Source organism: Telmatospirillum siberiense (assembly GCF_002845745.1).
GTDB lineage: Bacteria > Pseudomonadota > Alphaproteobacteria > Rhodospirillales > Magnetospirillaceae > Telmatospirillum > Telmatospirillum siberiense.
On the sequence record NZ_PIUM01000004.1, the window covers coordinates 175,779 to 195,551 of the forward strand.

Annotated in this window: 15 protein-coding genes; 12 read left to right on the forward strand and 3 right to left on the reverse strand. The window is 62.9% G+C overall.

The genetic code is table 11. The annotated features are described in order from the left end of the window. Window positions 1–12: 12 nt before the first annotated feature. The 11 genes from CWS72_RS05880 (at window position 13) to CWS72_RS05930 (ending at window position 14,266) form a co-directional block, all read left to right on the forward strand. Window positions 13–2,262, forward strand: a complete 2,250-nt coding sequence (locus CWS72_RS05880) for a sensor histidine kinase NtrY-like (protein ID WP_101249644.1) — start codon at window positions 13–15, stop codon at window positions 2,260–2,262. Beyond that, entirely contained in the window at window positions 2,252–3,640 is a 1,389-nt protein-coding gene (gene ntrX, locus CWS72_RS05885; protein ID WP_101249645.1) for a nitrogen assimilation response regulator NtrX, read from the forward strand. The genes CWS72_RS05880 and ntrX overlap by 11 nt, the downstream gene beginning before the upstream one ends. A 104-nt stretch (window positions 3,641–3,744) precedes the next feature. Further along, window positions 3,745–5,121 carry a Trk system potassium transporter TrkA gene (trkA, locus tag CWS72_RS05890; RefSeq protein ID WP_101249646.1) on the forward strand — a complete coding sequence of 459 codons (1,377 nt, stop codon included), beginning with the start codon at window positions 3,745–3,747 and terminating at the stop codon, window positions 5,119–5,121. 2 nt (window positions 5,122–5,123) lie between these two features. After that, on the forward strand, window positions 5,124–5,807 hold the full coding sequence (locus CWS72_RS05895; protein WP_338056160.1) for an HAD family hydrolase: 684 nt from the start codon (window positions 5,124–5,126) through the stop codon (window positions 5,805–5,807). A 105-nt stretch (window positions 5,808–5,912) separates the two neighbouring features. Next, window positions 5,913–6,176, forward strand: a complete 264-nt coding sequence (gene hfq, locus CWS72_RS05900; RefSeq protein WP_101249647.1) for an RNA chaperone Hfq — start codon at window positions 5,913–5,915, stop codon at window positions 6,174–6,176. Between the two features lie 47 nt (window positions 6,177–6,223). Then, entirely contained in the window at window positions 6,224–7,486 is a 1,263-nt protein-coding gene (gene hflX, locus CWS72_RS05905) for a GTPase HflX (protein ID WP_101249648.1), read from the forward strand. A gap of 292 nt (window positions 7,487–7,778) precedes the next feature. Next, window positions 7,779–9,872 (forward strand): TonB-dependent receptor plug domain-containing protein, encoded by a 2,094-nt coding sequence (locus tag CWS72_RS05910; protein ID WP_101249649.1) that lies wholly within the window; start codon window positions 7,779–7,781, stop codon window positions 9,870–9,872. 164 nt (window positions 9,873–10,036) lie between these two features. Beyond that, window positions 10,037–11,398 (forward strand): DUF2478 domain-containing protein, encoded by a 1,362-nt coding sequence (locus CWS72_RS05915; RefSeq protein WP_101249650.1) that lies wholly within the window; start codon window positions 10,037–10,039, stop codon window positions 11,396–11,398. Next, complete coding sequence (locus CWS72_RS05920; protein ID WP_101249651.1) at window positions 11,398–12,456, forward strand: iron ABC transporter substrate-binding protein; 1,059 nt, start codon at window positions 11,398–11,400, stop codon at window positions 12,454–12,456. Before CWS72_RS05915 ends, CWS72_RS05920 begins: the two co-directional genes overlap by 1 nt. Next, window positions 12,453–13,493 (forward strand): FecCD family ABC transporter permease, encoded by a 1,041-nt coding sequence (locus tag CWS72_RS05925; protein ID WP_101249652.1) that lies wholly within the window; start codon window positions 12,453–12,455, stop codon window positions 13,491–13,493. Before CWS72_RS05920 ends, CWS72_RS05925 begins: the two co-directional genes overlap by 4 nt. After that, window positions 13,493–14,266, forward strand: coding sequence for an ABC transporter ATP-binding protein (locus CWS72_RS05930; protein WP_101249653.1), 774 nt, complete (start codon window positions 13,493–13,495; stop codon window positions 14,264–14,266). The genes CWS72_RS05925 and CWS72_RS05930 overlap by 1 nt, the downstream gene beginning before the upstream one ends. A gap of 6 nt (window positions 14,267–14,272) precedes the next feature. On the opposite strand, the gene CWS72_RS05935 is transcribed toward CWS72_RS05930, so the two are convergent. Beyond that, window positions 14,273–15,187 carry an AraC family transcriptional regulator gene (locus CWS72_RS05935; protein WP_199175555.1) on the reverse strand — a complete coding sequence of 305 codons (915 nt, stop codon included), beginning with the start codon at window positions 15,185–15,187 and terminating at the stop codon, window positions 14,273–14,275. Window positions 15,188–15,374: 187 nt separating this feature from the next. On the opposite strand from CWS72_RS05935, the gene CWS72_RS05940 reads away from it, so the two are divergent. Then, on the forward strand, window positions 15,375–16,424 hold the full coding sequence (locus CWS72_RS05940; RefSeq protein WP_101249654.1) for an NAD(P)-dependent alcohol dehydrogenase: 1,050 nt from the start codon (window positions 15,375–15,377) through the stop codon (window positions 16,422–16,424). A 195-nt stretch (window positions 16,425–16,619) separates the two neighbouring features. Here CWS72_RS05940 and CWS72_RS05945 read toward each other — a convergent pair whose 3' ends face one another. Further along, complete coding sequence (locus CWS72_RS05945; protein WP_101249655.1) at window positions 16,620–16,874, reverse strand: formate dehydrogenase subunit delta; 255 nt, start codon at window positions 16,872–16,874, stop codon at window positions 16,620–16,622. A 43-nt stretch (window positions 16,875–16,917) separates the two neighbouring features. Beyond that, complete coding sequence (gene fdhF / locus CWS72_RS05950) at window positions 16,918–19,761, reverse strand: formate dehydrogenase subunit alpha (RefSeq protein ID WP_101249656.1); 2,844 nt, start codon at window positions 19,759–19,761, stop codon at window positions 16,918–16,920. Window positions 19,762–19,773 lie beyond the last annotated feature (12 nt).

The window sequence follows — 19,773 nt, forward strand, 5'->3', positions numbered from 1 at the left end:
GGCGAAGCGATCATGATCAAAGCGGACGGGCAGGGACTGATCGAACGGCTGAGCCTTTGGGGGCAACGCAAGGGGCTGGGCCGCAAGCTGGCCATGACCCTCACCCTGGCGGTGATCACCTCGGGCATCGCCACCTACGCGGTGTTGAGCAGCGGCGGTCCCTTGCGGGGACCCAATCCGCAGACCGTCTTCTCCATGCTCACCCTCGATCTGGTGTTCATGCTGCTGCTGGCCGCCCTGGTCGCCCGGCGGCTGCTCAGGGTGTGGGCGCAACGGCGGGCGGGAACGGCGGGCGCCAGACTGCATGTGCGGCTGGTCGTCCTTTTTTCGGTGGTGGCCATTACGCCGGCGATCATGGTGGCGGCTTTTTCCACCCTGGTGATCAATTTCGGCGTCGAGCAATGGTTCAATAAGCGGGTCAGTACCGCCGTCGACGAATCGCTGGCGGTGGCCAAGGCCTATCTTGAGGAACATCAGCAGGTTATCGGCGGCGACGCCCTGGCCATGGCCAACGACATCAATCGCGAAGGTCCGGCCCTGTTGCGCAATCCTTATCGGTTGACCCAGATGGTGGGCGCCCAGGCCGCCGTGCGGGGTCTGTCCGAAGCGATCGTCTTCGATTCGACCAAGCAGGTCCTGGCGCGCGCCGGCCTCGCCTTTTCGATGGAATTGTCCATCGACGGCATTCCCCAGTGGGCGCTGGAACGGGCCCGCTCGGGAGAAGTGGCGGTCTTGACCAATTCGGGGGACCAGAGGGTGCGGGCCCTGGTCAAGCTGGATGGCAGCCTGATCGATTCCTATCTCTATGTCGGCCGCGCCGTCGATCCCAAGGTCATCGACCATATGGACCGCACCAATCGGGCGGTGGCCGAATATAAACAGCTTGAATTGACCCGGTCGGGTCTCGAAGTGACTTTTTCGGCGATTTTCGTGATGGTGGCGCTGCTTCTGCTGTTGGCCGCCATGTGGATCGGCCTGACCCTGGCGACCCAGATGGCCACTCCGATCATCCGTCTGATCGACGCCGCCGAACGGGTACGCACCGGCGATCTGACCTCCCGCGTCGCCGACGAGGGGGCCGTGGACGAACTGGGGTCCCTGAGCCGGGCCTTCAACCGGATGATCGGCCAGCTTGAGACGCAACGGCATGATTTAATGAGCGCCAACCGCGAGTTGGACGAAAGACGGCGGTTCTCGGAGGCGGTTCTGGCGGGCGTGTCCGCCGGTGTCATCGGGCTTGACCGGATAGGCCATGTGGAACTGCCAAACCGTTACGCGGCCGAATATTTGTCGATGGAACCAGAGCTGATGATCGGACATCGCCTCGAGGACCTCGTGCCGGAGCTGGCGGCGCTGTTCGGAATGATCAGAAGACGTCCCGAACGATCGGTCCAAGATGAGTTGAAAGTCGTCCGAAATGGCCGTTCCCGGACACTTTTGGTGCGGATCGTCGCCGAACAGGACGAGTGGGAGGTGACGGGCTTCGTGGTCACCATCGACGACATGACGGAATTGCTGTCAGCCCAGCGCAAGGCCGCCTGGGCCGATGTCGCCCGGCGAATCGCCCATGAGATCAAAAATCCGCTGACGCCGATCCAGCTTTCCGCCGAGCGGCTGAAGCGTAAATATCTGAAACAGATTCAAACCGATCCCGAGACGTTCCTGAACTGTACCGACACCATCATTCGGCAAGTTGGCGATATCGGTCGGATGGTCGACGAATTCTCGGCCTTTGCCCGTATGCCGGCCCCGGTGATGAAGCAGGACGATCTGGTCGAGACGATCAATCAGGCTGTTTTTCTGGCCAAAACGGGCTATCCCCAGGTTTCTTTCGAATGCGCCTTTTCCGGTGCGGCGGTCAGGATTCCTTGTGATACCCGTCAGGTCAGCCAGGCCTTGACCAATCTTTTGAAAAACGCGGTGGAGGCTATCCTGGGGCGGGAAGGGGAGAATCTCCCCAAAGGCCGCGTCGTCGTCGGCGTCGAGCAACGTTTGGGTTGCGTCGTCGTCTCGGTGGGGGACAATGGTCGCGGACTACCGGTTGAACAACGCGATCGCCTGGCGGAACCATATGTCACGACACGTGTCAAAGGAACGGGATTGGGTCTTGCCATCGTCAAGAAAATCATGGAAGACCATGGGGGTGAGCTGGTGCTGGAAGATATGGACGGGGGAGGCGCCCGTGTCAGTTTGGTCTTCCGCATCGAGGACGACCAACCACGCATCGGCGCGACGAACACGGTGACTTCCCATGGCGCATGACATTCTCGTCGTCGACGACGAATCCGATATTCGATCCCTGGTTGCCGGCTTGCTGGGCGACGAGGGATATCAGACCCGCGAGGCCGCCGACAGCGACGCCGCACTGGAAGCCATCCGCGCGCGTCGTCCCAGCCTGGTGCTGCTCGACATCTGGCTGCAAGGCAGCCGCCTCGACGGCCTTTCCATCCTGGCCGAGATCAAGCGTCATCATCCGACCGTTCCCGTGGTGATGATGAGCGGTCACGGCACCATCGAGACGGCGGTCGCCGCCATCAAGCAGGGTGCGTACGAATTCATCGAGAAGCCCTTCCAGTCGGACCGTTTGCTGCTTGCCGTCGAGCGGGCGATCGAGTCGGCCCGGCTTCGTCGGGAAATCGAGGAACTGAAGCAGCGCGCCGGCGGCGACGAGGAATTGCTGGGGCATTCCCCGGCGATCGGTCACCTGCGCCAGGCCATCGAGCGGGTGGCGCCCACCGGGTCGCGCGTTCTGGTCACCGGGCCGGCCGGGGTCGGCAAGGAAGTGGTCTCCCGTCTGCTGCATCGCCTGTCGAAGCGGGCATCCGGCCCCTTCGTCGTGGTCAATTGCGCCGCCATGCATCCGGAACGGATGGAGGCGGAACTGTTCGGCATCGAATCGATGCCCGAGGGCGAACGCAAGATCGGCACCTTCGAACAGGCCCATGGCGGGACCATGGTGCTGGACGAAGTGGCCGACATGCCCCTGGAAACCCAGGGCAAAATCGTCCGCGTCTTACAGGAGCAGACCTTCGAGCGGGTCGGTGGCGGCAAGCGGGTCGAGGTCGACGTCCGGGTGATGGCGACGACCAACCGTGACCTTCCCGCCGAGATCGCCGCCGGCCGTTTCCGCGAGGATCTCTATTACCGTCTGAATGTGGTGCCGCTGCGCCTGCCGGCCCTGCGCGAACGCCGGGAGGATATTCCCCTTCTGGCCAACCATTTCCTCCAGCGCGCGGCGCAGGTTGCCGGTTTGCCCGTGCGAACGATCGCCGAGGACGCGATGGCGGCCCTTCAGGCTTATGACTGGCCCGGAAACGCGCGGCAATTGCGCAATGTGATGGACTGGCTGCTGATCATGGCGCCCGGCGATTCCCGCGAGCCGATGCGCGCCGATATGCTGCCGCCCGAGATCGGCGCCATCACCCCGGCCGTCCTGCGTTGGGAAAAATCCAGTGAGATCATGACTTTGCCGCTTCGCGAGGCGCGCGAGGTGTTCGAGCGGGAATATCTGCTGGCACAGGTGACCCGTTTTGGCGGCAATATCTCGCGGACGGCCACCTTCGTCGGCATGGAACGCTCGGCGCTCCATCGCAAGCTGAAGTCTCTCGGCGTCAACTCGGACGAAAAACCGCGTGTTTGACGGGCTGTGAACGTCCTCGGAGAACCGCCAAGGGGTCGAAACGGCGCCCTGGCGGTTCGGGTTTCTTCCTTTCATCGATTTGATTCGGAAATTACGGTGCGATTATGAAAGTCATCGTCTGCGGTGCCGGCCAAGTCGGATTCAACATCGCGCGCTATCTGTCGAACGAGGACAATGACGTCACCGTCATCGATCAGCGCGCCGATCTGATCCGCAAAATGAGCGATACGCTGGACGTGCAGTGTGTTCTCGGTCATGCCTCCCATCCGCCGGTGCTTGAACAGGCGGGGGCGGCGGATGCCGACATGATCATCGCCGTGACGGCCGCCGACGAGGTCAATATGGTGGCCTGCCAGGTTGCCCATTCCCTGTTCAAGGTGCCGACCACCATCGCCCGGGTGCGCAGCCAGAATTATCTGCAGCCGATCTGGTCCAATCTGTTCAGCCCGGAACATCTGCCCATCGACGTCATCATTTCGCCGGAGATCGAGGTGGCCCGGGCCATCACCCGGCGACTCCAGGTGCCGGGCGCCATCGAGGTGATTCCGCTGGCCGGAGACAAGGTCCGCCTGATCGGCGTGCGCTGCACCGAGGATACGCCGCTGGTCAATACGCCTCTGCGGCAACTGACCGTTCTGTTTCCCGATCTCAATATCGTCATCGTCGGTATCGTCCGTCAGGGCAAGGCCATCGTGCCGACGGCCGAGGACCAGATGCTGCCCGGCGACGAGGTGATGTTCGTCGTCGATACCCTGCATATCGGTCGCGCCATGACCGCCTTCGGCCATGAGGAACCTGAAGCCCGCCGCGTGGTGATCTTCGGCGGCGGCAATATCGGCCAGTTCCTCGCCCAGCAGATTTGCGCCTGCTCGGCCGGATGCGCCGTCAAGGTCATCGAGGCCGACCGGGCCAGGGCCGAGGTCGTGGCGAAAAGCCTGCCCAATTCCATCGTCCTCAACGGCGACGTGCTCGACGCGGCCATGCTGGACGAGGCCAGCGTCGGTACGGCCGAGACCGTCGTCGCCGTGACCAACGACGACGAAACCAATATTCTTTCGGCCCTGCTGGCCAAGCGGCACGGCGCCAAACGGGTCATGGCGCTGGTCAACAAGACCGACTACGGGCCGTTGATGAGCACGTTGGGGATCGATGTGGTGATCAGCCCCAGGGCGATCACCGTGTCGAACATTCTGCATCATGTCCGTCGCGGCCGCATTCATGCCGTTCATTCCATCCATGAGGGGTTCGGCGAACTGATCGAGGCCGATGCCATGGAGACTTCGCCGCTGGTCGGCAAGCCGTTGAAGGAAATCAAACTGCCCAACGGCGTCTTGCTGGGCGCCGTGGTTCGTCAAGGCAAGGTGATCAGTCCGCGAGGGACCACGGTGGTGCAAAGCGGCGATCGGGTCATCCTGTTCGCCGAAAGCGACGTGGTCAAGAAGGTCGAAAAGATGTTTTCCGTGCGGCTGGAGTATTTCTGAGCATGCGGCGCGGCCTCGATGCGCGGATGGAACCGGCGCTGGTCAAGCCCAGGGGCATCATCTTCGATTGGGACAACACCCTGGTGGATAGCTGGGGCTGCATCGGAGAGGCGTTGAACCGGACCTTGTCGGCCATGGGACATGCCGAATGGGGCATGGAACAAATTAAATCGCGCGTCGCCTTGTCTTTGCGCGATTCCTTTCCCGCCTTGTTCGGCGATCGCTGGACCGAGGCGCGCGATATTTTTTACGCCGCCTTCGAGGCCATTCATCTCGATTATCTGAAGCCCCTGCCGGGTGCCGCCGAGATGCTTCGCTCGCTGGGGGCGAGCGGTGTCCGTCTGTCGGTGGTCAGCAACAAGAACGGCGGTTATCTTCGGCAGGAGGCGGCTCGCCTCGGTTGGCAGCCTCTGTTCGACCGTCTCGTTGGCGCGCACGACGCCCCTCGGGACAAGCCGGCCGCGCCGCCCGTGCTGCTGGCGATGGAGTCGATGGGCTGCGAGTCCGGTGACCCGGTTTGGTTCGTGGGCGACGCCGCCGTCGACATGGAGTGCGCCGCCAACACGGGATGCGTTCCGGTTCTGCTGCGCTGCGAGCCGCCGCGTCCGGGAGAGTTCGACGGCTTTCCGTTCCGGCATCGGCTTGAAAATTGTGCCGCTTTGTCCGGGCTTGTCAGCGAACTATAGGTTCCCATATCACTGAATTGATGCTAACGAAGGTACAGGGGCAAATCTGGTCGGCCGTCGGCCTGCCGCAACAAGGCCCGCCGCAATAAGAAAAGAGCCAAACCTATGTCGTCGGAAAAAAATCAAAACGTTCAGGACGTCTTCCTGAATTATATCCGCAAGAACAAGACACCGGTGACCGTTTTCCTGGTGAACGGCGTCAAGCTTCAAGGCATTGTCACGTGGTTCGACAATTTTTCGGTGCTGCTGCGCCGTGACGGACACACTCAGCTTGTCTATAAGCACGCCATTTCCACGGTCATGCCGGGCGGTCCGATCGCCTTGTTCGAACCGACGGGCAAGGACGACGAGGCGACCGAGGAGGCGTGAGCAGCGAACCTTCTGACGGGGACTGCGAAAAAACGCCGTCCCGGGCCATGGTCGTTTATCCGGCGCCCCGGCAGGCTGAAGCCGGACGGGGCATGGATCTTCGTCTTGCCGAATCCCGTCTGGCCGAGGCGGTCGGCCTGGCAGAAGCCATTGATCTCACCATCGTCGGTTCCGAAGCGGTTCCCCTGGGAAAACCCCGGCCATCCACGTTGCTGGGCCAGGGCACCGTCGAACGGTTGGGGCAGGTCATCGACGAGAAGGGGGCTGGCCTCGTTGTCGTCGATGGCCATTTGTCGCCTGTCCAACAGCGCAATCTTGAACGGGCCTGGAACAGCAAGGTCATCGACCGGACCGGGCTCATTCTCGAAATCTTCGGGGCGCGGGCGCGAACCCGGGAAGGGCGGTTGCAGGTCGAATTGGCCTCGCTGTCCTATCAGCGTTCCCGGCTGGTGCGGTCATGGACCCATCTGGAACGTCAGCGCGGCGGCTTCGGCTTTCTGGGTGGGCCGGGTGAAACCCAGATCGAGGCGGACCGCCGCTTGATCGGGGACAGGATCGTCCGTCTGAAGAAGGACCTGATCCTGGTGAAGCGGACCCGCGAACTGCATCGGCAGGCCCGCCGCCGCGTGCCTTATCCGATCATCGCCCTGGTCGGCTACACCAACGCCGGCAAATCCACGCTGTTCAACACCCTGACCCGTGCCGAGGTGCTGGCCAAGGACCAGTTGTTCGCCACCTTGGATCCGACCATGCGGGCCTTGTCCCTGCCTTCGGGGCGAACGGTGATCCTGTCCGATACCGTCGGCTTCGTATCCGATCTGCCGCATGAATTGGTGGCGGCGTTCCGGGCGACCCTGGAAGAGGTGCTGGAAGCCGACGTCATTGTCCATGTGCGCGACGTCGCCCATCCGGACAGCGAGGCTCAGCGCAGCGACGTCGAGGCCGTTCTACGGGAGTTGGGAACCGCCGATGCGGTTGATCGCGGCCTGATCGAAGCCCTGAACAAGATCGATCTTCTGGATCAGGCTCGCTTCGAAGCCCTGGCCAATCAGGCCGAGCGCTCACCGCGGGCCGTGCCCTTGTCGGCTGTCACCGGCGCCGGATTGCCTGATCTTTTGGCCTTGCTTGATAAAACGCTTTCGGCTGAGCGGCGGGTCTTGTCGCTCGACATCCCGCTGACCGACGGCGCGGCCCTTGCCTGGCTTTACCGGCATGGCGAAGTCCTCCATCGCGAGGATGACGAAACCGCGGCCCATGTGACCGTTCGGCTGGATCCCGCCGATGCCGGCCGGTTCGAAAAACGGGTCTGATCCTCTATTTTTTATTATGAATGTGCTTTTGATACTGTCGGTGTGCCCGATGGTATGCCTTGTTATTTGCGATATTACGAGGAATTTTATGAAACATACTGAGTGATGTTTCCGTCAAATGACTTGATAAGGAGTGGTTATACTGTTTTGAGTTGTTAGCTATATATTTCGTATATATAACGATCACCCTGAAGGTGGCGCCGGTCGCGGCTGGACAAATCGCTTGGGTTCCGATTGGCCGGTTCGATGGCCCCTCAAAAGCGCCGCTCGTGGATGCTTAATCAGAAGGGGGATGGTCGGAAATGCTGGGTATCACATCGGGAAAGGCGCTTTCAGCGGGGAAGGGTGTCGGGAAGGTGGCGTTTTCGCCACGGTAGCCGTCGGCGCCTTGAGCGGCGCGGCGCGGGCCGAGGATGTCGGCAAGGTCTTCTCCCTGGGCGAGGTGGCGGTCACCACATCGGCGCCGACCCTCGACGCCCAGGGCGGTTCGACGGTGACGCAGGACGATCTGAAGGAATTCAATCGCGACACCCTCGATCGGGCGATCAACCTGGTTCCGGGAGCCTCGACCAGCGCGGTGGGCGCGCGCAATGAAAGCAATATCTGGATTCGCGGTTTCGACCGCTGGCGCGTGCCGCTGACCATCGACGGGATCCCAATTTATCTTCCTTACGACAACCGCCTGGATTTCAACCGCTTCACCACCTCCGACATCGGCGAGATCCAGGTGACCAAGGGATTCACCTCGGTCATCGACGGTCCCGGTGCCCTCGGCGGATCGGTCAATCTGGTCAGCCGGCAGGTCACCAAACCCTTCGAGGGGGATGCCCGTCTGGGCAGCAGCTTCGACCAGAACGGCGCCTTCAACGGCGTGGTCACCGATATCTTCACCGGATCCAAGCAGGATAAATGGTACGTTCAGGCCTCGGGGACCGAAAACTACCGTAATCATTGGCGGCTTTCCGACGATTACACGCCGACGCGCTATGAGAACGGCGGCAACCGGAACATGTCCTATTCCCAGGACTATAAAATCAATCTTAAGGTCGGTTTCACGCCGTCGGCGCTGGACGAGTACAGTCTCAACTTCATCAACCAGATGGGCGACAAGGAGACGCCGCCCCCCTCGACGGCGACCGCCACCGCCAGCAAATACTGGACCTGGCCCGATTGGGACAAGCAAAGCGTCTATTGGCTGTCGAAGACGGCGCTCGACGACATCGGATCCTATGTGAAGGTGAAGGCCTACTACGACCGTTACTACAACGTGCTGAAGATCTGGGATAACGCCAACTACAACACGATGGCCAGTAAGGGCAGCGAGGTCAGCACCTACGACGACCGCGGGGCCGGAGGCAGCATCGAATACAGCCAGATGTTCCTGGGCGGCCAGGACAACCTGAGGACGGCTTTCCATTACCGCTGGGACGATCATAATGCCCAGGACAAGGGCAATCTGATCAAGGCGGGGTCCTGGATCACCAAGCCATGGACGGAAGACAGCGAAAACACCTATTCCGCCGCCATCGAGAATATCTTCCATCCCGCCCGGGCCTGGGATCTCACCACCGGCGTCAGTTATGATTACCGCCAGATGCTGAAGGCCGAGGACTGGAACGCTCCCAGCAGCGGCAACAGCCTCGTCCATGTGACCTATCCGCTGTCCGACAAGCGCGCGGTCAATCCGGAAGCGGCGCTGGCCTATCATTTCGATTCCACTGGCGTCGCCCATGTCAGCGTGTCGGATCGCACGCGCTTTCCGACCTTGTTCGAGATGTTCAGCAGCCGGTTCGGACTCGCCACCGGCAATGCCTATCTCCAGCCGGAAAAGTCGTTCAATGTCGAGACCGGCGTGGCGAAGAGCTTCGGCCAGACCCGTCTGGGCGCCAACATCTTCCACAGCCGGTTGAGGGATGCCATCGAATCCGTTCAGGTGACGAGTTCCGTATCGCAGAACCGGAATGTCGGCGCCGAGGTCCATCGCGGTTTCGAACTGGAGGCTTCCAGCCAAATCCTGCAGGAATTGGAAGTGGGCGCCAACTATTCCTATCTGCTGCGCCAGATTCAAAGCTACGCCACTTTGGCCACCGAAACCCCTAAACATAAGATCTTCGGCTACGTCAATTGGCAGCCGATCGACAAGCTGTCGGTTGTTCCAAGTATCGAAATCGGTGGTAAGCGGTGGCTGCAAAGCACCGCAAATACATCCTACTATTACCGTGGTGGAGATTCAGCGCTCGTCGATCTGAAAGTCTCCTATAAATTGACGGACAACCTGGAAATTGAAGGTGGCGCCAAGAACCTATTCGATACGAACTATGTCGTCGAGGATGGTTACAACGGTTATGGCAGAAGCTACTTCACCAATATCCGCGTGAAATTCTGACGCGAGGGTGGTCGTCCGTGTGGCTGGAATAATCCACCGCATGGACGACCGGTCGCGGACGGGAGGCTCTTTCCATTCATCCCGTTCGTTCGGTAATCTGTATATATGGCGGCCAGGCGCCCGTCGATCGGGCCCGCGCCGCCCCAAGGGGAAGGAGACCACCGATGTCCGAGTTAACGCTTGATGCCGCAGCCATCATCCATACGCGGGATCAGAAAGTCGAAAGTTTGCTGGCCAATTTCGCTTTCGAACTGAAAGACAAGGGCGTCGTGGTCAAAGGGGTCGTGCAGCGCAACACACCGGACCCCGACGGCGGTCATGACCAGATGGATCTGATCGACATCGAGACCGGGGATATTTTCGGCATTACGCAAAAGCTGGGACGCGCCGCCGGATCCTGCCATCTCGATCAATCGGGACTGGCGGCGGCGAGCACGGTGCTGCGCCGCGCCGTTGAAGAGCGGCCTGCCTTGCTGGTCGCCAACCGGTTCGGCGAGCAGGAGGCCACCGGCCGGGGATTTGCCGATGAAATGCTGGCCGCCATGTCGGAAGGCATTCCCATGGTCACGGCGGTCGGCGATCTGTGGCGGGAAAAGTGGCAGACCTTCACCGGTGGCGGCGCGACCCTGCTGCCCCCGACGCCCGTGGCGCTGCGCCGCTGGTTCGACACTCTGGGTAAAGGCGATCAAAGGGAGTACCCCGGCAGCGTCCTGACTGAAACCGTCCGCGCCCTGTCGACCATTCTCGGCGACGAGATGGACGGGCTGGTGGTCGAACGGGCGGTGGTCGGGCAGTTTTTCACCGCCGTCAAATTGAACAACGGCGCCACGGGGGCCTGTCACAGCCCCGCCAAGGCGCTCATCACCTCGGACTGTTGCGCCAGCCTGCCCAAATCGGTGCTGCTGGCCGGACATTTGACCGGGCGCCCGGTCGGCGAATTTCTCGCCGATCTGTGGGAGGACCTGGGCAATTGCCGGGCTCTCGGCATCGCCGTGATCAACGCCCTCGCCGAGACGGCCTGGCGGCGCCGACCGGCTCCCGGCTGGAAAATGATCACGGGCGTCGATGCCCTGAAAGCCGCCGGATTGCGCCCGGAGGAAAAGATGGTGATGGTCGGCGCCTTCGTTTCCTATATCCGGGCGCTGAAAACCCATCACGAGAAGCTTTCGGTGCTGGAATTGACCACGGCCCCCTTCCTGCCGGACGAGCTGCGCTACTATGTGCCGGCGGACAAGGCGGCGGAGGAAATTCCTGCGGCCGACGTCGTCCTGATGACCGGCTCGACCATCGTCAACGACACCATGGATGACCTGCTGGCCCTGGCCAGGCCCGATGCCCGCGTGATGGTGGTCGGCCCCAGCACCCCGATGCTGCCCGATGTGCTGGCGGCGAAGGGGGCGGATCTCCTGGCGACCATCCGGATCACCGACGGCGACCGCTTCCTCGATGTGTTGGCGGAAGGGGGCGGCACCCAGGGCGTTTTCGACAAGAGCGCCGAACTGGTCGTCCTGTCCAGGCAGCCCTGATGCGCTTCTTTTCCCGGGCGATCGGCTTTCCGGCGGCAAGTCTGGGCGGCCTGATCGGCTTGCTTGTTCTCGTCTCGCCGATGGGCGGCTGGGCGGCGGGTAGAACCGTCGTCGACGATGCCGGGCGCAAGGTGGAGATTCCCGCCGTCGTCGATCATGTTTTTGCGGCCGGGCCCCCCGCCGGCGTGCTGGTCTATGTCGTCGCCCCGGAAAAGCTGATGGGCTGGCCCTATCTGCGCTCCGAGGAGGCAAGAGCGTATTTGGCGCCTCGATACGCCGATCTTCCGGTGATCGGTCGTCTGGCCGGACGCGGCAGCACGGCCAGCAGCGAGATGGTCGCCCGCCTGCATCCCGATATGATCCTCGATGCCGGCTCCATTGATCCGACCTATGTTTCCCTGGCCGAGCGGGTACAAACGCAGACCGGCATTCCCTATCTGCTGATCGACGGCAGGATCGCCGATACGCCGGCCATGCTGCGCAAGGCCGGCGATCTGCTGGGCGTTCCCGAACGCGGCAATACCCTGGCCGGCTATGCCGAGGGGGTGCTTGCTGAGGTGACGGGGCGGATCGCCTCTCATGCCGGCGAAAAGCGGCCGAGCGTTTATTACGCACGCTCCGCCGATGGCCTGGAGACTGGGACGAAAGGGTCTAGCAACGCGGAACTGATCGACTATCTCGGCGCCGTCAATGTCGCCATCGAAGGCGACAAGGGCGGCATGGGGCGCGTTTCCATGGAGCAGGTGCTTCGTTGGGATCCCGATATGATCATCGTCGATTCGCCGGTGTTTTTCGCTGAAATCGCCAAGCTGCCCCTGTGGCGCGACTTGCGCGCCGTCCGCGAGCATCGGGTGTACCAGGCTCCGCCTTTTCCGTTCGGCTGGATCGACGCGCCGCCCGGCGTCAACCGTTTGATCGGCGTGCGCTGGTTGGCCGCCCGGTTCTATCCGTCGCTGTTTCCCGAGGATCTGTCCGGCATCGTTCGTGAGTTCTACCAACTGTTCTATGGCGTGGGCTTGAGCGACAAGGCGCTCGACGGGCTGTTGGGCGCTCGATGACGGCCTGTGCCGGCGTCGGTCGCCCGCCGCGCATCCGCGATTGGGGAAAACGCTGTCTCCCCCTGCTGTTGTTGGTGGCGGCGGTGGCGGTTTCGCTTCAGTTCGGCAAATATCCGGTGTCGATGGGCACGATCGCCGCCGTTCTGCGCGAACATCTGCTGGGAATCCCGGCGTCCCTCGATCCGGTGCTGCATTCGGTCGTCTGGAACATCCGTCTGCCCCGCGTCCTGGCGGCGGTGATGGTGGGGGCCGCCTTGTCGGCGGCGGGAGCGACGTTTCAGGGCCTGTTTCGCAATCCTCTGGTATCCCCGGAAATGCTCGGGATCTCGGCGGGCGCCGGATTGGGCGCCTCCTGCGCCATTCTCTATGGGCTGCCGGTGATCGCCATTCAGGGCGCAGCCTTCGCGGGCGGATTGCTGGCGGTGAGCTGCGCCTGGTATGCGGCGTCCCTGATCAAGCGCCGCGATCCGGTGCTGATGCTGCTGTTGGCCGGCATTTCCCTCGACAAGCTTTTGAAGGCCTTGTCGTCGCTGATCAAGCTGATCGCCGATCCCTACAGCCAGTTGCCCACCATCACCTATTGGCTGTTGGGGGGCTTGAACGGGGTGAGTTGGAACGACGTCGCCGCCTCGGCTCCGGCCCTGGCGGTGGGGCTGGTTCCGCTGTTCGTCCTGCGCTGGCAGATGAACGTCATGAGCCAGGGCGAGGAGGAGGCACGGACATTGGGCGTCGAAACCCGATATATGCGGGCGGCGCTGGTGGCCTCGGCAACCTTGATAACCTCGGCCAGCGTCGCCATCGCCGGACCGATCGAATGGATCGGTCTGTTGATCCCCCATGTCGCCCGCCTTTTGGTCGGATCCGATTTCCGCCGTCTGTTGCCGGCGTCCGTATTGTTGGGGGCCGGTTTCGTCGTCGCCATGGATTGCCTGGCCCGGATGGTCGGCACCACCGAGATGCCGCTCGGCCTCTACACTTCGGTCATCGGGGCGCCTTTCTTCCTTTGGCTGCTGATGTCGACCCGGCGAGGCTGGTGATGGGGCTGGAGGTCGACGGGCTGGCGATCGGATATGGCCGGACGGTGGTGGGGCGCGATCTGTCGTTCACGCTGGCCGCCCGACAGGTGATGTGCCTGCTGGGACCCAACGGCAGTGGAAAAAGCACCCTGTTCAAGACCATCCTGGGTCTTCTGCCGGCCCTGGAGGGCGAGGTGCGCCTAGACGGGGAGCGGGTGCGCGACTGGTCGCGACGGCGCTTCGCCAAGGCCATCGCCTATGTGCCCCAATCCCATCGTTCGTTCTTCTCCTTCACGGCGCTCGATCTGGTGATCATGGGCCGGACGGCCCATATCGGGGCCTTTGCCATGCCCTCGGGCGAAGACCACGATGTCGCCCACGCCAGTCTGGCGCGTCTGGGCATGGATCATCTGGCCACCCGATCCTTTCCCGAGTTGAGCGGTGGCGAACAGCAGATGGTCCTCGTCGCCCGCGCGCTCGCCCAGGAGGCGCGGATCCTGATCTTGGACGAGCCGACGGCCAGTCTCGATTTCGGCAATCGGGTGAAGCTGTTGCGGGAAATAAGGCGCCTGGCCGACGGCGGCCTGGGCGTCATCTTGTCGACCCACGATCCCGATCATGCCTTACAGATCGCCGATCAGGTTCTGCTTCTGCACCAGGGGCGGGCCCTGGCGGCGGGAAGCCCCGCCGAGACGGTGACGGCGGAAACCCTGCGGCAGGTCTACGGCGTCGATGTCGCCATTCTCGATGCCGGCGCCGGCCGGCGGGTCTGCGTCAGTTCCATCCAATCCTGAAGTGCCTTATCGCAACTGCGCGATATCGCGCAGGGGCGGCGCGCCGTAAAGCCGCCGGTATTCCCGGCTGAACTGCGAGGGGCTTTCATAGCCGACGCGATGCCCGGCCGACGCGGCGTCGACGCGTTCGCTCAGCATCAGGCGGCGCGCCTCCTGCAGGCGAAGCTGCTTTTGATACTGCAACGGGGTCATGGCGGTGATCATCTTGAAATGATGATGCAGCGAGGAGACGCTCATGTGGGCGGTCCGGGCCAGATCCTCGATGCGCAGCGGTTGGGCGTAGTTGTTCTTCAGCCAATCGATGGCGCGGGCGACCTGATGGGTCCGGCTGTCGCTCGCCGCCATATGGCGCAACCGTCCCCCCTGATCGCCGGTGAGCAACCGGTAGAGGATTTCCCGTTCGATGACCGGCAGCAGGATGGGAATGTCGACGGGATTGTCGAGCAGGCGGACCAGACGCAGCACCGCGTCTAACAACGGCGATGTCAGGCGGCCGACGCTCATGCCGCGGCGGACGGGTGCGACGGGATCGGAGGGCATCTCGCTCAACAGATCGGCGATCTTGCGGAGGTCGAGGGCGACGCTCAGGCACAGGAAGGGGGCGCCGGGCGTCGCCTTGACCACCTGGCAGACCACGGGCAGATCGACCGAGGTGACGAGATAATTGGCCGGATCGTATTCAAGGATTTCCTCCCCGAGCACGACCTGCTTCGTTCCCTGCGCCACGATGGTCAGCGCGGGTTCGTAGACGCAATAAGTGGGTTCGCTCGGCGCCGAGATGCGATGGAAGCGAAGCGAGGGGATGGCCGTGTGGTAGGAATCGTCGGTCTCGGCGAATCGGGCAATGGTGGCCGCCAAGGGCGCGCAATCGAGCGATGGGTCGGGCAGGGATATCACGGTCTGTAATCGTTGCATCGGCATGGGGATCGCCTAAGTTTTCTCTAAAGGAGTTTAGCCGTATTTTCCGGCCTAACCGATAGGCATCGTGTAGGTTTGCAGGATCGGGCAATAATCTCGGAGGATCGGTCTACCCCTTCCGGGGGCTCGGCGTGCACACTCCGGCAACGCTGGCGATCAGCCGGTTTCAAATGCCTCAGAGGAGAAAGCCATGAGTTTGACGATCCGTGGGTATGCCGCGCAGAACGCGACGACTCCATTGGCGCCGCATAATTTCACCCGCCGCGATCCCCGTCCCGACGACGTGGTGATCGATATTCTTTACTGTGGCGTCTGCCATTCCGACCTCCATCAGGCCCGGGACGAATGGCACAACAGCATTTTCCCGATGGTTCCCGGACATGAGATCATCGGCAAGGTGAGTGCCGTCGGCCAGGCCGTCACCGCTTTCAAGGCGGGCGACATGGTGGGCGTGGGCTGCATGGTGGATTCCTGCCAGCATTGCGCGTCCTGCGCCGAAGACCTGGAGCAATATTGCGACGAAGGGGCGACCTGGACCTACAACGCCCTGGATCGTCGCGACGGCATGCCGACCTACGGCGGCTATTCCGAGCGAATCGTCGTTTCCCATAAATTCGTCGTGCGCGTGCCGGAAAAGCTCGATCCCAAGACCGCCGCGCCACTTCTTTGCGCCGGCATCACCACCTATTCGCCTCTGCGCCATTGGAAGGTGGGCAAGGGGACCAAGGTGGCGGTGGTCGGCCTGGGCGGCCTTGGCCATATGGGCCTGAAATTCGCCAAGGCCATGGGGGCCGAGGTGGCGCTTTTTACCCGCAGTCCCGGCAAGGAGGCCGAGGCCCGGCGGTTGGGCGCCGACCAGGTGATCCTGTCGACCGATCCGGAACAGATGAAGGCGGTCGCCGAACATTTCGACATCGTCCTCGATACCGTGCCGAATGAGCACGACATCAATCCCTACGTGGCGACGCTGAAGCGCGACGGCACCCATATCCTGGTCGGTCTCCTGGGGCCGCTTGATCCGGCGCTGCATACGGTGCCCTTGCTGCTGAAGCGCCGGGCGGTCGTCGGGTCGGCCATCGGCGGCATTAAGGAAACCCAGGAAATGCTTGATTTCTGTGCGGAAAAAGGCATCACTTGCGATACCGAGATCATCCCGATCCAGCAGATCAACACGGCCTATGAGCGGATGCTGAAAAGCGACGTCCACTATCGTTTCGTCATCGATATGGCGACGCTGTAGTTCGGGGACTCACGTCGTTCGCGAGCGGCAGCGACGCAATCCGGAAACCGGCGACCGGACTGGATTGCGTCGCCCAAGGGCTCGCGAGCGACGGCCTATCGGACCAGCGCCAGATGGATGGCCAGCGTCGCCGGCGGAACCAGCCCGCGATTGAAGCCGGTTTGTGCGATGGTACGTTCCTCCCCGCTGTTTTCTTTATTTGTCGCCGCCGGTCCTGAGGCCGATGGTGCTGACCAATTCCCTTTCGTTCAGAGAATCCACCGCGCGGCGTGCCAGCGGGGCCAGGTCCTCGGGCGACTGGCCGGCGTAATCCTTGAGCTGGCGGCGCATCCGCGGATCCCAGAAATCCCTCAAATGCCTGGCTATTCCGACGACCCCCTGTTCCTCGGGATAAACATCGAAGAACTGGGCGATCTGGTTGGCCATTCTGATCAGATCCTGGTGGTGCATGAATTTTCCTCCGTGTCGTCAATCAGCAAGACGGCGCGATGTTTCATTCCGCCGCCGTATCGGGGGCCAGGACGCGCCGGCGCAGGGGATCGGTTTCCCGGCGCAGACGTTGCCAGTCGGAAGGATGGTTGCTGCGCGTCACCTGGACCGCGGTCACCTTGTATTCCGGGCAATTGGTCGCCCAGTCGGAATAGTCCGTGGTCACCACGTTGGCGCCGGTTATCGGATGGTGGAATGTGGTGTAGACCACGCCTTGCGGCATGCGTTCCGAGATGACGGCGCGCAGGCTCGTGGCGCCGACCCGGCTGGCCAGCGAGACGGAATCGCCGTCCCGGATGCCGCGTTCCTCGGCGTCGTGAGGATGAATTTCCAGCAGATCCTCGGGGTGCCATTGGACGTTGTCGGTGCGCCGGGTCTGCGCCCCCACATTGTATTGGCTCAAGATCCGTCCCGTGGTGAGGATCAGCGGGAAGAAACGCGAGGCCCGTTCCTCGGTGGGGACGAATTCGGTGATCATGAAGCGTCCCTTGCCGCGCACGAAACCGTCCCGGTGCATGATCGGCGTGCCCTCCGGCGAGGCCTCGTTGCAGGGCCATTGCACGCTGCCCAACCGGTCCAGCTTGGCGAAGCTGACGCCTTGGAAGGTGGGGGTGAGGCGGGCGATCTCGTCCATGATGCCGGCGGCATTCGGCCAGGACATGGGATAGCCCAAGGCGCCGGCCAATTCGGAAACCACCTGCCACTCCTGCTTGCCGCTCCGTGGCGCCATCACCGGACGGACCCGGTTGATCCGGCGTTCGGCGTTGGTGAAGGTGCCATCCTTTTCAAGGAAGGACGTGCCGGGCAGGAAGACATGGGCGAAGGTCGCCGTCTCGTTCAGGAAGAGATCCTGAACGACAAGGAGTTCAAGGGCTTCCAGGGCGGCGCTGACATGATGGGTGTTGGGGTCCGATTGGGCGATGTCCTCGCCCTGGACGAACAGGCCCTTGAAACTGCCCTCGATGGCGGCATCGAACATATTGGGAATGCGCAAGCCCGGTTCGCCGTCGAGGCCGATTCCCCAGTCGATTTCGAAGAGCCGGCGCGTCGCCTCGTCGGACACATGACGGTAGCCCGTGAATTCGTGGGGGAAGGAGCCCATGTCGCACGAGCCTTGGACATTGTTCTGTCCGCGCAACGGATTGACGCCGACGCCGTCCCGGCCGATGTTGCCGGTGGCCATGGCCAGGTTGGCCATGGCCATCACCATCGTCGAGCCCTGGCTGTGTTCGGTGACGCCCAGGCCGTAATAGATGGCCCCGTTCGCCGCCCCCGCGTAAAGGCGGGCGGCCCGGCGGACGTCTTCGGCGGGGACGCCGGTGACGGCCTCCACCGTTTCGGGGGCATGGCGGAGATCGGCGATGAAGTTTTCCCAGCGGATGAAATCCCGTGGGTCGCAGCGCTCCTTGACGAACGGCTGATCGACCAGTCCCTCGGTGACGATCACATGGGCAAGGGCGTTGATCATCGCCACATTGGTTCCCGGCCTGAGCGGCAGATGGGCGGCGGCCCGGACATGGGGCCCGCGCACCAGGTCGATGCGGCGCGGATCGACCACCAGCAACTGGGCTCCCTGACGCAACCGCTTTTTCAGGCGCGAGGCGAAGACCGGGTGGCCGTCGGTCGGATTGGCTCCGATCAGCAGGATCACGTCGGCCTTGGCGACGCTTTTGAAGTCCTGCGTGCCGGCCGAGGTGCCGAATGTCTGCTTGAGCCCGTAGCCGGTCGGCGAATGGCAGACGCGGGCGCAGGTGTCGACGTTGTTGTTGCCGAAGGCGGCGCGGATCATCTTCTGGACCGCATAGACCTCCTCATTGGTGCAACGCGACGAGGTGATTCCGCCGATGGCGCCGCGACCGTGCCGCCGCTGGATATCCTTGAACTGCCGGGCCGAATAGGCGATGGCCTCGTCCCAGCTCACCTCGCGCCAGGGGTCGGTGACCCTCTCGCGGATCATCGGCTTGGTCATGCGGTCCTTGTGGGTCGCGTATCCCCAGGCGAAGCGTCCCTTGACGCAGGAGTGGCCCTCGTTGGCGCCGCCGTCTTTCAGCGGCACCATGCGCACGACGCGGTCGCCCTGCATTTCAGCCTTGAAGGAGCAGCCGACGCCGCAATAGGCGCAGGTGGTGATCACCGAATGTTCCGGCTGACCCTGGGCGATGACCGATTTTTCCATCAGGGTGGCGGTCGGGCAAGCCTGCACGCAGGCCCCGCAAGAGACGCATTCGGAGTTCATGAAATCGCCGGCGCCGGCTGCCACCTTGGAGGCGAAGCCCCGGCCGTCGATGGTCAGCGCGAAGGTGCCTTGCGTCTCGGCGCAGGCCCGCACGCAGCGCGAGCAGACGATGCATTTCGACGGATCGAAGGTGAAGTAGGGGTTGCTCTGGTCCTTTGGCTGGTCCAAATGGTTGGCGCCCTTGAACCCATAGCGGACGTCGCGCAGGCCGACCACGCCGGCCATGTCCTGCAACTCGCAACCGCCGTTGGCGGGGCAGGTCAGGCAGTCCAGCGGATGGTCCGAGATGTAGAGTTCCATCACCCCCTTGCGCAAGGCGGCCAGACGGTCCGTCTGGGTGCGCACCGTCATGCCTTCGGCGACCGGTGTCGTGCAGGACGCCGGCGTGCCGCGCCGCCCGTCGATCTCCACCAGGCACAGCCGGCAGGATCCGAAGGGTTCCAGGCTGTCGGTGGCGCAAAGCTTGGGGATGGCGATGCCGGCCTCGGCGGCGGCACGCATTACCGAGGTTCCCTCGGCGGCTTGCAGCGTCCGCCCGTCGATGGAAAGCGTGACCAGATGTTCGGATGGGCGGGCGGGGGTGCCGAAATCGGTTTCCTGGATCAGGGCCATGTCGCTCTCTCC

Bases quoted from the DNA above. Each gene is read 5' to 3' on its own strand.
- hfq (WP_101249647.1), top strand. From the start codon at position 5,913: ATGTCGTCGGAAAAAAATCAAAACGTTCAGGACGTCTTCCTGAATTAT.
- fdhF (WP_101249656.1), bottom strand. From the start codon at position 19,761: ATGGCCCTGATCCAGGAAACCGATTTCGGCACCCCCGCCCGCCCATCC.
- CWS72_RS05930 (WP_101249653.1), top strand. From the start codon at position 13,493: ATGGGGCTGGAGGTCGACGGGCTGGCGATCGGATATGGCCGGACGGTG.
- CWS72_RS05925 (WP_101249652.1), top strand. From the start codon at position 12,453: ATGACGGCCTGTGCCGGCGTCGGTCGCCCGCCGCGCATCCGCGATTGG.
- CWS72_RS05895 (WP_338056160.1), top strand. From the start codon at position 5,124: ATGCGGCGCGGCCTCGATGCGCGGATGGAACCGGCGCTGGTCAAGCCC.
- CWS72_RS05935 (WP_199175555.1), bottom strand. From the start codon at position 15,187: ATGCCGATGCAACGATTACAGACCGTGATATCCCTGCCCGACCCATCG.
- hflX (WP_101249648.1), top strand. From the start codon at position 6,224: ATGGTCGTTTATCCGGCGCCCCGGCAGGCTGAAGCCGGACGGGGCATG.
- ntrX (WP_101249645.1), top strand. From the start codon at position 2,252: ATGGCGCATGACATTCTCGTCGTCGACGACGAATCCGATATTCGATCC.
- CWS72_RS05940 (WP_101249654.1), top strand. From the start codon at position 15,375: ATGAGTTTGACGATCCGTGGGTATGCCGCGCAGAACGCGACGACTCCA.
- trkA (WP_101249646.1), top strand. From the start codon at position 3,745: ATGAAAGTCATCGTCTGCGGTGCCGGCCAAGTCGGATTCAACATCGCG.
- CWS72_RS05920 (WP_101249651.1), top strand. From the start codon at position 11,398: ATGCGCTTCTTTTCCCGGGCGATCGGCTTTCCGGCGGCAAGTCTGGGC.
- CWS72_RS05945 (WP_101249655.1), bottom strand. From the start codon at position 16,874: ATGCACCACCAGGATCTGATCAGAATGGCCAACCAGATCGCCCAGTTC.
- CWS72_RS05910 (WP_101249649.1), top strand. From the start codon at position 7,779: ATGGTCGGAAATGCTGGGTATCACATCGGGAAAGGCGCTTTCAGCGGG.
- CWS72_RS05880 (WP_101249644.1), top strand. From the start codon at position 13: ATGATCAAAGCGGACGGGCAGGGACTGATCGAACGGCTGAGCCTTTGG.
- CWS72_RS05915 (WP_101249650.1), top strand. From the start codon at position 10,037: ATGTCCGAGTTAACGCTTGATGCCGCAGCCATCATCCATACGCGGGAT.